Raw genomic sequence first — 11,939 nt, 5'->3', positions numbered from 1 at the left:
TCAACCGATGAACGCCCCGTTGCGGGCCGCCACCAGAGCGCGCGTCGCCGACCGTTCGGCCGTCGCCTTGTCCACCGGCTCCTTGGTGACCAGCAGGCGGTAGTAGAGGGGGGCCGAGATCGCCCGGATGACCTCGTGTCCGTCCGTGCCCTCCGGGAGCTCGCCGCGCTGGATCGCCAGGTCGATGGATTTGCCCCACTCCGCGATCCGGCGCCCGTAGAAGGTGCTCAGAGCGGCCGCCGCCTCCTCGTCGCAGGTAGCCGCCGCGATGACGGCCTGCAGCGTGGCGCCCAGGCGTTCGTCCGTGATGGCGGCCAGGACGCTCAGGGCGTTGGCGCGCAGGTCCTCCTCGATGGTGCCGGTGTTCGCGTGCGCGGCGGACTGGTCGGCCAGCTCCGTCATGAGGTCGGCCACCAAGCCCGCCGCACCGGTCCAGCGGCGGTAGACCGTCGTCTTCCCGACGCCCGCCCGGGCGGCCACCGCGTCCATGCTGAGGCCGTGGAAGCCGTGGAGCACCAGCTCGTCCTGGGTCGCTTCCAGAACCGCCGCCCGGACCCGGGCCGTGCGGCCGCCGGGGCGCACCGTTCCAGCCAAACGGGAATCCTGTTCCATTAAGACTCCTTAGCGTGCTAGCGTCATCCTCATCTTAACGGAACTAAAGACCCATTAGGGGGATGACATGACCATGACCTTGCAAGCCGTCCGGATGACGGGGCGGCAGCGGCTGGTCCTGGTGCTGTTGCTCGGCTCCCAGTTCATGCTCGCCGTCGATTTCTCCATCCTGAACGTCGCCCTGCCGGTGATCGGCGCCGGACTCGGGTTCGAGCTGGCCGACCTGCAGTGGGTGGCGACCGCGTTCGCGCTCGCGGCGGCCGGGTTCACGTTGCTGTTCGGCCGGATCGCGGATCTGTTCGGGCGGCGCCGGTTGTTCCTGGGCGGGATGGCGCTGCTCGGGCTCTCCTCGCTGGCCGGCGGGCTGGCCACCTCGCACGGCATGCTCCTGGTCGCCAGAGTGGCCCAGGGACTGGCCACCGCCGCCGTCACCCCGGCCGCTCTGGCGCTGCTGACCACCTCGTTCCCCGAGGGGCCGCTGCGGGCCCGGGCGCTGGGGCTGAACGGGGCGCTGATGTCGGCCGGTTTCACCTCCGGTGCGATCCTGGGCGGGCTGCTGACCGACCTGCTGAGCTGGCGGTGGGCGTTCTTCGTGAACGTCCCGGTCGCGCTCGCCGTCCTGGCCGCCGCCCCGGCCCTGCCCGCCGAGAGCCGCCTCACGAACCGGCCCAAGATGGACCTGCCGGGCGCGGTGACGGTGACCACGGGCCTGCTGGCCCTGGTGTACGGGCTCACCCGCGCGGGCGAACACGGCTTCGCCGACCCGGCCGGGATCGGCGCGCTGCTGGCGGGGGCGGGGCTGCTGGTCGCGTTCTGGTTCGTCGAACGGCGGGCGCAGGCACCGCTGGTGCCGGTGACGATCCTGGCCAGGGCCTCCGTGAAGTGGGGCAACCTGGCGGGGTTGGTCGCGTTCGCCACGGAGACCTCACTGGTCTTCCTCATGACGCTCTACCTGCAGAAGGTACTCGGCTACTCGCCCCTGGCCACGGGGCTGGCGTTCGGGGTGCTCGGGCTCGGCACGGTGCTCGGCGGGCTCGCGGCCCCGCGAGTGCTCTCCCGCCTCGGCAACCGCAGGACTCTGGCGACCGGCTTCGCGGTGCAGGCCGTGGCGACGGCGGCGTTGGCCCTGCTCGGCCCGGAGGCGGGCTGGATCTGGCTGCTCCTGGTGGCCACCTTCGTCGGCGGCATCGGCAACATGCTGGCGATCGTCGCCTTCATGATGACCGCCACCTCGGGCCTGCCCGGCTCCGAACAGGGCCTGGCCACAGGCCTCGCCACCATGACGCAGCAGGTCGGCATCACCATGGGCATCCCGATCATGAGCGCGATAGCGACGGCCGCCATGGGCACGATCCTGCGAGGGGTGACGACCGCGGTCCTGATCAACGCGGCCCTGGTCCTGGCCATGGCCGCCCACACCGCGATCAGAAGAGAAGACCCTTCGTGACCACCCCCGCCGCACGAGACGTCGTAACGCGGTCAGCCTGCCGCTGAACGTCTTCGACGAGGCGAGCGCCGGCGATCAGCTGACGAGGCGGGCGCCAGGCACCAGTTACCGACTCTGCGAGCGATAGCCACGGCCGACGCCCAACCTCGCCCCCCGGGCGGACTACCGCGTCATCCCGCCGGTCACGAAACTGTCGCCACCGGCCCAGAAGGCGCCGTAACGGCGCCCGGCCACGCGCCGGTCAGCGGCCGTCTTCCTGGAGGCCCTCAAGCACGGTCGGCGGGTGGCGGTGGGTACGGCTTGCCGTAAAAGAAGACGATTGTCTGCTTGTAAAGAGCAATCAGGCCTCTGTGAAGCCCCGCGCACGCCCGCCCGCCGAGTCGCGGACGGCGGCGGCCACGGCCGTCGCCACGTCCGGGTGGAACACGCTGGGCACGATGTAGTTGGGGCCGAGCTCCTCCGGAGACACCACGGCCGCGAGCGCGTGCGCCGCCGCCAGCAGCATTTCCTGGCTCACCTCGGTCGCCTGGGCGTCGAGCAGGCCGCGGAACACGCCCGGGAACGCCAGCACGTTGTTGATCTGGTTGGGATAGTCGGACCGTCCGGTCGCCACCACGGCCGCGTGCTCGCGGGCGTCGTCGGGCGACACCTCCGGCTCCGGGTTGGCCAGGGCGAACACCACCGCGTCGTCGGCCATCGTGGCGATGTCGTCGCCGGTCAGGATGCCCGGCGCGGACACCCCGATGAACACGTCGGCGCCCTTGACCGCCCCGCGCAGGTCGCCCGAGTAGCCCTCGGCGTTGGTGTGGTCGGCGATCCAGTGGAGCGACTCGTCGAGGTCGTCGCGGCCCTTGTGCACGGCACCGAGGTAGTCGCAGACGACGACGTTGCGCGCGCCCGCCGCGAGCAGCAGGCGCAGCACCGCGTTGCCCGCCGCGCCCGCGCCCGCCATGGCGATCTTGACGCCCTCGATGGGCTTGCCCACCACGCGCAGCGCGTTGGTGAGCGCGGCCAGCACGCAGATGGCGGTGCCGTGCTGGTCGTCGTGGAAGACCGGGATGTCGAGCAGCTCACGCAGCCGCCGCTCGACCTCGAAGCAGCGCGGCGCGCCGATGTCCTCGAGGTTGATGCCACCGAAACCCGGCGCGATGACCTGGACCGTGCGGACGATCTCGTCGACGTCCTGCGTGTCGAGACAGATCGGCCAGGCGTCGATGCCGGCGAAGCGTTTGAACAGGGCCGCCTTGCCCTCCATGACCGGCAGCGCCGCCTCCGGGCCGATGTTGCCCAGGCCGAGCACGGCGGAGCCGTCGGTGACGACGGCGACCGTGTTGCGCTTGATGGTCAGCCGCCGCGCGTCCTCCTTGTTGCGCGCGATGGCCATCGACACGCGCGCCACACCGGGGGTGTAGGCCATGGACAGCTCGTCGCGGTTGCGCAGCGGCACCTTCGACACCATCTCGATCTTGCCGCCGAGGTGCATGAGGAAGGTGCGGTCGGAGACCTTGTGGATGACCACGCCGTCGACGGATTCGAGCTGGTCGACGATCGCCTGCGCGTGGTCGGTGTCCCTGGCCGCGCAGGTGACGTCGATGCGCAGCTTCTCGTGGCCCGCGTTGGTGACGTCGAGCGCGGTGACCACACCACCCGCCGACTCTACGGCGTGGGTGAGCTGGCTGACGGCCTTGCCGCCTGCGGGCACCTCGAGCCGCACGGTGATGGAGTACGAGACACTAGGGACGGTCGCCACGTCAATTGCTCCTTCGGGACTGACCAAGAAGTTATCCCATGGTAGGGCGGGTTCGGTCAGTCCAGTGCCTCGGCAGCCGTTGCGATCAAATCTACGCAGGTCGCCACAGGGATGCTCGTACTATCAATAACCAGGTGATATAGGGACGAATCCCCCGGATCCGCCCGGTAGAAGTGGCGTACGTACGCCGTGCGCGCGCGGTCGTTGTCCTCGACCAGCTTGCGCGCCTCGCGTTCGCCGAGCCCGCCCAGCGTGGCGGTCTGCCGCACCCGGCGTTTCAGCGGAGCGTCGAGCCTGACGTGCAGCGCGCCGGGATGGTCGGCGAGCACGAGGGCTCCCGCCCGGCCCAGGAAGACCCCGCCCTGGTCTCGCGCCGTGTCCACCAGCAGGCGTTCGGTACGCCGGACGAACTCCTCCTGCGCGATCGGCATCGCGCCCGGAACGTACATGTCGACCCCGCCGAAGGTGACCGTCGGCAGGCGCATCGCGCCGGAGAGCAGCCGGCCGAGGCCGTGTTCGGCCCGGTCGTCGTGGGCCAGCGCCTCCTCCAGCGTGCAGCCGAGCTCCTCGGCGACGGCACTGGGGATGGCCCGGTCGACGAAGGGCACGCCCAGGCGCTCGGCCACGGCCGGGCCTATGTGGTGACCGGCCGTGCCATATGTCGCCGAGATCGTGACGACCCGCATGTCTCCAGGTTAGAACAACGCGCTGGACAAAGCTCTACGTGCCTTGGCCAAAGAAGGGTCTTCGGCGGGTAGCGCGTCGAACAGGCCGAGCAGGTGGCGCCGGGCCTTGTCCCGGTCGTCACCCGAGGTGCGCTTGACCACGCCGATGATCCGGTCGAACGCCTCGTCGATCGCGCCCGACAGCATCTCCAGGTCGGCGGCGAGCAGCTGGGCGTCGATGTCGGCCGGGTCCTGCAGGCGACGCTGCACCTCGGCCGGGTCGACGTCGGCCGTCCGCTTGATCAGGCCGACCCCCGCCAGCCCCATCTTCGCGTCCTCGTTGGCGGGCGAGCGGGCCAGCAGCCGCTCGTAGGCCGCCTCGGCGGCGTCGAGGTCGCCCTTGTCGACGGCCTCCTCGGCGGCCAGCACGTCGGGGTCGGCGGGCGGGCCCGCGGGCTCGTCCTGCTGCTCCCCCACCTCCGCCGGGCGGGCGTCGGGGTTGGCCTGGTAGAACTGCTCGACGGCGCCCATCAGCTCGTCGAGCCAGCGGCGCACCTCCTGCTCGGGCAGCACCTGCTGGAAGCCGGTGACGGCCTGACCCTGGAAGATGGCCAGCACGGTCGGCACCGCCTGCACCCGCAGCGCCTGCGCGATCTGCGGGCTGCCGTCGACGTTGACCTTGGCCAGGATCGCCCGGCCGCCCATGTCGCCGACCACTTTCTCCAGCACCGGACTGAGCTGGGCACTGCCGGGAGCACGTGGAGACCAGAGGTCGAGGACGACCGGCACGCTCATCGAGCGGTCGATGACCTCGGTAGTGAACGTCTCCTCGGTCACGTCGATGATCGAACCCGACGCGGCCGCCTGGGGACCCCCGGCCTCCCGCCGGGACTGTGCCTCGAGTGCCTGCTTACGCGCGCCCAGATCAACGGCTCCGTAGAGCGACCCAGGCCTAGAGAAGTCCGCCATGCTCATCATCTTGCCGCATGGACGCCGCGGAGAAGTCACCCGCCGCCACCCTCAGCGTGCGCAACCGGTCAAAGAGCTGCCGCAGCTCGTCCTCGCCGTACATGGTGAGACCGAAGTCCGCCGCCATCAGATCGGCCGTCGCCCGTTGTACGACATCACGTCCCGCGTCGGTGATCTCGGCGAGCACCCCGCGGCCGTCCTGCGGATTGGGCATCCGGCAGACGAATCCCGACTTCTCCAGCCGGTCGATGGTGTTGGTCACACTCGTCGGATGCACCATGAGCCGCTCGCCGATCTTCCACAGTGGCAGGGCGCCGGCCCGGCTGAAGGTCAGCAGCACCAGGGCCTCGTACCGGGCGAAGGTCAGCTCGTACGGCTTGAGGAGCGAGTCGAGTTGCGACAGCAGGATCTGGTGGGCTCTCATGATCGAGGTGACGGCGGCCATGGCGGAGGAGGCCCCGAAGTGAGCGCGCCAGGTCTCCGCGGCGCGGTCGATGGGATCGAACGGCAGGTTGAGCGGCTTGGGCTGCGACACAGCGCTACGGTAGCGCGCCGCTCGTCCTGATTAGTATGGTTACGGAGAGCGATCGGACTCACGGCTTGACCAAGAATCCGGACGTCAATCATCACGCTCCGTTATGGTTCTCGCATCGATGGTGACGCGGAAGCCAAGTTCACTCGCCGTGGGGACCGGCCCGAACTGAATCGCTTCCGCCGCGCCGACACGAGGCACGGGGGGTGCTTGGTGATCTTCAATGGAAAAACGGGTGCGTGAGCACGCGGGCGTTTCACGTGAGGAGTTGAAGCAGAGCGCGGCCGTCACGGTTGCCGTGCTCCTTGCGCTCGGCTTGATCGCGGCGTGGAGCGTCCTGATTCCTGGCGTAGACGCGTGGGAAAATATCGTGGCCGCGGTCATCGGTTCGCTCCGGCTGACCGGGCCCGTGGCCGCCGCCTTCGCCGCGTGGGTGGCGATGCGCAAGCGCAGGGCGCTGCGCGGCCGCTCACTGACGACCTGGCGGGCGCTGAAGGCCCCGCTGGCGATCGTCGTGGTGGTGCTGGGCTCGTTCAGCGCGACCGTGCTGGTGCTGGCCATCAAGACGGTGCTCACCGAGCAGTCGGGGCGGCTGAGCCTGGCCGGGCTCGGCGTGGGCATGGCCGGGCTGGCCCTCTACTCGGTGATCGGGTGGATCACGGGCTGGCTGCTGCCCAGGGCCTACACGCCGCCGCTGGCCGGGTTGGCCTGCTACGGCCTGTTCAGCTGGCTGGCCGGCGGCCGGGGCTGGGCCGACAAGCTGGCGCCCGGTACGGGCGAGCCGTACGACCTGTTCCAAGGGCTCGGCGGCACGGCGTTCCTCGACCAGACGGTCTGGTTGCTGGGCATCACGGCGGCGCTGCTGCTCGGCTGGGCGGCGGTGGTGACCAGGCAGGCCCTGGTGCTGGCGTGCGCCCTGCTGGCCGTGCTCGCCGCGGGCACGGGGGTGGCCCGGCTGCTGGGCGCGACCAAGCCGGCCGCCGCCCAGGGGATCGCCTACAGCTGCCAGGACTGGCCGATCACGGTCTGCCTGCATCCGGGCATGCGCGCGGGCCTGACCGAGCTGGGCGCGGCCTTCACCAAGATCGCCTCGCGGCTGGCGGGCACGCCCGCCGGGTTCACCCGGGTCGAGCAGCGGCCGCTGGAAGAGCCACTGCAGCCGTCCGCGGGGCTCGCGCAGATCCACGTGCCCGACCTGTCGGCGGGCTTCGCCGACGAGGCGGTGTACGAGTACGTCGAGTCGCTGGCCGCCAAGTGCCCCGAAACGCCCGCCGGCGGCTACCGCGAGATCGTGGTGGCCTGGCTCCGCGGCGAGCCGCTGCCGGGCGGCCCGCTGCCGGAGCACCAGTACGCGGCCGCCTGGTTCTCCGGGCTGAGCGAGCACCAGCGGCGCGAGTGGCTGCGCATGTTCTTCAGCGACTTCCAGGCGTGCAAGCTGTCGAGCACCCACTTCGGCGGCGGGCCGGCGGGGGCCGCGGCGGCTCCGGTGGCGGCCTCGACGGGCTCGCCACAGGTCTATCCGGTCTATCCGAATCCCAACGACGAAGAGCGCTCTGCCGACTGGGGATCGGAGATGTCACCTAAAAGCTGGCAATGATGATCGATCGTCGGGTAGTCAACCGGCATGACGACTTCCCAAACGGCGCCCCCCGCGGTCACTCCGCAGCGGCGCCGCCGGTGGCGATATCTGGCCGGATTCCTGGTCGTGGTGGTTCTGCTCGTGGTCGGCGGCCGACTGGCCTGGTCCTGGCTCAACCCGTTCGGCGAGCAGAGCATCGACCGCAGCCAGCCGGTGCTCCTGCAGTCCATCAAGGACCTGAGCCGGTTCGAGGCGGCGACCGGCAACTTCCAGGTCGTGGTCGACCTGGAGAAGGACGCCCGCTTCCTGCCCGACGCCATCAAGGGCAGCCGCACGCTGTTCGTGGGGGCGGGCAACGTGGACGCCTACGTCGACTTCTCCGCCATGGCGGCCAACGGTGTGACGGTCTCCAAGGACCGTAAGGAGGCCACGATCCGCCTGCCCCGCGCGCAGCTGGAGAAGCCGAACCTCGACAACCGGCGTTCCTACGTCTTCGCGCAGCAGCGCGGGCTGCTGGACCGCGTACAGGGCTTCCTGTCGTCGTCTCCGAATGACCAGCGGGAGCTGTACGTCCTGGCCGAGACCAAGATCGCCGAAGCCGCGGCCTCCAGCGACCTGCGGGCCCGCGCCGACACCAATACCAAGGCCATGCTCGAAGGGATGCTCAAGTCGCTCGGGTTCAGCAAGGTGACGGTGAAGTTCGCCGACCAGCCCTAAGTGCCTTAGGTCCTCCTACCGGCGCCCTAGGTATCTCCTCATGTCGTCCTACGACCGCAGATAGGTCATACGCCCGATGTGGCAGCAGGGGCCTTAGGAGCAATCTAGAAAGTGCCAGGGAAGAGGACCGAAAGAACACGGGAGCATTCGGATGAACGCCGAACTCGAATACGTCGTCATGAAGAACCACGCGGACGAGCTGCGCGAGGCCGCGGCCGAGCACCGCCGGGTACGCGAGGCGCTGAAGGGACAGAAGGCCGAGCGTCGTCACCGCTCGGTGTTCGCCAAGCTCCTCTCCTCATGACCACCGCCAAAAAGCCCGGCCGCAACCTCCCTCGCGGCCGGGCCTACCTACCTCCGTAGGCCGAAGGGGTGAGAGCCGAGCTCTCACCCCTTCCGCTTATGCGGAGACCGGCTCTATGCGGAGAGCGCCTCTACGCGGGGACCAGCGCTACGCGGGTACGCGGATGATGAGCGCGTCGCCCTGACCGCCGCCGCCGCACAGCCCGGCCGCGCCCAGGCCGCCGCCCCGGCGCTTGAGCTCGTGGGCCAGCGTGAGCACGATGCGGGCGCCCGAGGCGCCGATCGGGTGGCCGAGCGCGATGCCGCCACCGTTGACGTTGACCCGGTCGAGCGGCACGCCCAGCTCCTTGGCCGACTGGAGCACCACACTGGCGAACGCCTCGTTGATCTCCACCAGGTCGAGGTCGCCGACGCCCAGGCCCTGCTTGGCCAGGGCGTGCTTGATGGCGTTGGCCGGCTGCGACTGCAGCGAGGTGTCGGGCCCGGCCACGTTGCCGTGCCTGCCGATCTCCGCCAGCCAGGGCAGCCCCAGCTCCTCGGCCTTGGCCTTGGACATCACGACCACGGCGCAGGCGCCGTCGGAGATCTGCGAGGCCGAACCGGCCGTGATCGTGCCGTCGGCGGCGAACGCCGGCCGCAGCCGGGCCAGCGTCTCCACGGTGGTGTCGCCGCGAACGCCCTCGTCCTCCTTGACCACCACCGGCTCGCCGCGCCGCTGCGGGATCTCCACCGGCACGATCTCGTCCTCGAACACGCCGTTCTTGGTGGCCGCGGCGGCCAGTTGGTGCGAGCGGGCGGACACCTCGTCCTGCTCCTCGCGGCCGATGCCCAGGTGGGCGTTGTAGCGCTCGGTGGACTCGCCCATCGCGCACTGGTCGAACGCGCAGAACAGCCCGTCGTGCGCCATCGAGTCGAGCACCTCGGCGCCGCCGTACTTGACGCCCTTGCGCATGCCCGGCAGCAGGTGCGGCGCGTTCGTCATCGACTCCATGCCGCCCGCCACCACGATGTCGAACTCGCCCGCGCGGATGAGCTGGTCGGCCAGGGCGATGGCGTCGAGCCCCGACAGGCAGACCTTGTTGATGGTGAGCGAGGGGACGGTCATGGGGATGCCCGCCTTGACCGCGGCCTGGCGGGAGGGGATCTGGCCGGCGCCCGCCTGGAGCACCTGGCCCATGATCACATATTCGACGTCCTCCGGCGACACGCCGGCGCGCTCCAGGGCGGCCTTGATGGCGATGCCCCCGAGCTCCACGGCGGGCAGTCCGGAGAGGGCACCGAGCAGTCTGCCGATCGGCGTACGAGCTCCGGCTACGATGACGGACCCAGACATGGCGACGGCCTCCTGTGCACGTGAGGGGTTCTTTGACACCATACCCACGAGTAGGTGCACGCTCGCTATGGAGGCAGGCCACACATGTTCATGCGGATCGACCACATCGGTATCGCCTGTCACGACCTTGACGCCAAGATCGCGCTATTCTCGGACACGTTCGAGCTGACCGTCGTGGCGCGCGAGGTGAACGAGGAGCAAGGGGTCCGGGAGGCCATGCTCCACATCGCCGACGGCGCGGGCGGGAGCTCCTACATTCAGTTGCTGGAGCCGTTGTCCCCCGACACGCCGGTGGGAAAGTTCCTGGCGAGGAGGGGCGAGGGGGTGCATCACGTGGCGTTCGGCGTGCCGGACGTGGCTGAGGCGATGGATCAGTTGGCGGGCAAGGGCGTGCGGCTGCTCGATGAGCGCCCACGACATGGCTCGATGGGGTCGGAGATCGCGTTTGTGCACCCCAAGGACGTGGGAGGAATGCTCACTGAACTCGTACAGGCCACCGAGTCCCCAGCAAACCCCAAAACTGCTCGTATGTAACTAGTCACGCAGATAGTCGGACGGGGCTTCTCAGGCGGCACTGGCGGAGTACGCTGGCTTTCCACCGGACAAGGCGCCTGCCGCGAGGCACAGGCTCCTGGCTCGGCTGTCCCGAACCCCCCGTCCGGCCCGTGTAGCCGTCTCGACAACCCAGGATCGAGCCTCCATGCAGTCCGACATCGACGCCCAGCTCAACAATTTCTTCGAGGATGCCCCAGCACGCGAGTTCGACGTCGTGCTGCGTGGTTATGACCGCCATCAGGTCCACGATCATCTGAAGCAGCTAGACGGCGAGCTTCGCCAGTCCCGCGAGCAGGTGACGTCCCTGCAGCGCGATCTATCCGACTCCCAGCGCCAGTTGCAGGAGCAGGAGCGCCCGACCTATTCCGGTCTCGGCGCCCGCATCGAGCAGCTGCTGCGCCTGGCCGAAGAGCAGGCCACCGAGCTCGTCCAGGCCGCGCGGTCCGAGGCCAACGAGATCAAGGCCGCCGCCAAGGTCGAGGCCGCCGACGTACGGGCCGCCGCCGAAGCCGAGGCCGCCGACAAGCGGGCGCAGGCGACGCGTGAGAGCGACGAGATGCGCACCAGCGCCGAGCGCGACGCGGAGGAGACCCGCTCGACCGCTCGCCGTCTGGCCGACGAGCTGACCAACACCACCGAGCGCGAGGTCGCCAAGCTGCGGGCCACCGCCGACCACGAGGTGGCGGAGAAGCGCGCCGACGCCGAGCGCGAGATCGCCAAGCTGCGCACGACGACCGAGCGCGAAGTGGCGCAGCTGCGGGCCTCGACCAAGCGCGAGCGCGACGAGGTGCTGACCACCGCGAAGCGGCAGGCCGACGAGATGCGGGCGCAGGCTCAGCGGGTGCTGGAGGAGTCCGAGGCCAAGCGGGCCCAGGACGAGGCGGAGTTCGAGATCCAGCTCGCGTCGCGGCGTGAGGAGGCCGAGCGCCAGGAGGCCGAGCGCCACGCCACCGCGCAGGCCAACACGCAGAAGCTGGTCGCCGAGGCCGAGCAGCGCGCGGCCACGGCCGAGTCGCGGGCCACGAAGGCCACCCAGCAGGCCGACCAGACCAGGCGCGAGGCCGACCTGCACGCCAAGCAGCTGGTCGCCAACGCCCGCAAGAGCTCCGAGACGATCGTCGCCGAGGCCAAGTCCAGCGCCGACACGATAGTGACCGAGGCGAAGAACGACGCGGAGCGCACGCGCACCGCGATGCAGCGCCAGGTCGACGAGCTCACCCGCCAGCGCGACAGCATCACCAGCCACCTGGCGCAGCTGCGTCAGCTGCTCGGTGGCGCCGCTCTGCCGGGCATGGAGCCCGAGCCCGCCGTCACGGCGGCTCCGCCGAAGCCGGCGATCGCGGCAGCGGCACCCGCACCGGCCAGCGAAAAGCCCGCACCGGCCCCCGCCAAGGCGGAGTCCAAGGGTGAGGACGACGCGGAGTGGTGGCAGGAGTAGCCGTCACATAACCGACTACACGGGGGTGGGCTGACGGCT

Annotated in this window: 12 protein-coding genes; 6 read left to right on the top strand and 6 right to left on the bottom strand. The window is 70.0% G+C overall.

Translation table 11 applies throughout. The features are described from left to right. Window positions 1-612, bottom strand: coding sequence for a TetR/AcrR family transcriptional regulator (locus AB0B61_RS03150; protein WP_358427129.1), 612 nt, complete (start codon window positions 610-612; stop codon window positions 1-3). Window positions 613-679: 67 nt separating this feature from the next. Between AB0B61_RS03150 and AB0B61_RS03145 the strand changes: the two genes are divergently transcribed. After that, complete coding sequence (locus AB0B61_RS03145) at window positions 680-2,059, top strand: MFS transporter (RefSeq protein WP_358427126.1); 1,380 nt, start codon at window positions 680-682, stop codon at window positions 2,057-2,059. A 340-nt stretch (window positions 2,060-2,399) separates the two neighbouring features. Here AB0B61_RS03145 and AB0B61_RS03140 read toward each other — a convergent pair whose 3' ends face one another. Genes AB0B61_RS03140 through AB0B61_RS03125 form a run of 4 tightly spaced genes read right to left on the bottom strand, consistent with a single transcriptional unit; the run spans window position 2,400 to window position 5,978 of the window. Further along, a complete protein-coding gene (locus tag AB0B61_RS03140) occupies window positions 2,400-3,809 on the bottom strand; it encodes an NAD-dependent malic enzyme (RefSeq protein WP_358427123.1) in 1,410 nt (469 codons plus the stop codon). A gap of 56 nt (window positions 3,810-3,865) precedes the next feature. Next, entirely contained in the window at window positions 3,866-4,495 is a 630-nt protein-coding gene (locus AB0B61_RS03135) for a cytidylate kinase-like family protein (protein WP_358427120.1), read from the bottom strand. Window positions 4,496-4,504: 9 nt separating this feature from the next. Beyond that, entirely contained in the window at window positions 4,505-5,443 is a 939-nt protein-coding gene (locus AB0B61_RS03130) for a tetratricopeptide repeat protein (protein WP_358427117.1), read from the bottom strand. Then, a complete protein-coding gene (locus AB0B61_RS03125; protein WP_358427114.1) occupies window positions 5,427-5,978 on the bottom strand; it encodes a MarR family transcriptional regulator in 552 nt (183 codons plus the stop codon). Before AB0B61_RS03125 ends, AB0B61_RS03130 begins: the two co-directional genes overlap by 17 nt. Before the next feature lie 232 nt (window positions 5,979-6,210). On the opposite strand from AB0B61_RS03125, the gene AB0B61_RS03120 reads away from it, so the two are divergent. The 3 genes from AB0B61_RS03120 to AB0B61_RS03110 all read left to right on the top strand — a co-directional run bounded on the left by AB0B61_RS03120 (window position 6,211) and on the right by AB0B61_RS03110 (window position 8,575). After that, the gene (locus tag AB0B61_RS03120; protein ID WP_358427111.1) at window positions 6,211-7,572 is read left to right on the top strand and encodes a hypothetical protein; all 1,362 of its coding nucleotides are present in this window, start codon (window positions 6,211-6,213) and stop codon (window positions 7,570-7,572) included. Window positions 7,573-7,599: 27 nt separating this feature from the next. Further along, window positions 7,600-8,271, top strand: coding sequence for a DUF4230 domain-containing protein (locus AB0B61_RS03115; protein ID WP_358427108.1), 672 nt, complete (start codon window positions 7,600-7,602; stop codon window positions 8,269-8,271). Between the two features lie 151 nt (window positions 8,272-8,422). Then, window positions 8,423-8,575 (top strand): hypothetical protein, encoded by a 153-nt coding sequence (locus tag AB0B61_RS03110; RefSeq protein ID WP_358427105.1) that lies wholly within the window; start codon window positions 8,423-8,425, stop codon window positions 8,573-8,575. Window positions 8,576-8,722: 147 nt separating this feature from the next. Here the strand turns inward: AB0B61_RS03110 and AB0B61_RS03105 are convergent, their stop codons facing one another. Beyond that, window positions 8,723-9,907, bottom strand: coding sequence for an acetyl-CoA C-acetyltransferase (locus AB0B61_RS03105; protein WP_358427102.1), 1,185 nt, complete (start codon window positions 9,905-9,907; stop codon window positions 8,723-8,725). Between the two features lie 84 nt (window positions 9,908-9,991). On the opposite strand from AB0B61_RS03105, the gene mce reads away from it, so the two are divergent. Next, a complete protein-coding gene (gene mce / locus AB0B61_RS03100) occupies window positions 9,992-10,441 on the top strand; it encodes a methylmalonyl-CoA epimerase (protein ID WP_358427099.1) in 450 nt (149 codons plus the stop codon). Window positions 10,442-10,607: 166 nt separating this feature from the next. Further along, window positions 10,608-11,900 carry a DivIVA domain-containing protein gene (locus tag AB0B61_RS03095; protein ID WP_358427096.1) on the top strand — a complete coding sequence of 431 codons (1,293 nt, stop codon included), beginning with the start codon at window positions 10,608-10,610 and terminating at the stop codon, window positions 11,898-11,900. Window positions 11,901-11,939: the final 39 nt, after the last annotated feature.

Source organism: Nonomuraea sp. NPDC049158, from assembly GCF_040648335.1.
Classification (GTDB): domain Bacteria; phylum Actinomycetota; class Actinomycetes; order Streptosporangiales; family Streptosporangiaceae; genus Nonomuraea.
Note: the sequence above shows the minus strand (reverse complement) of the source record. Positions and strands in the feature narration are given on the sequence as shown.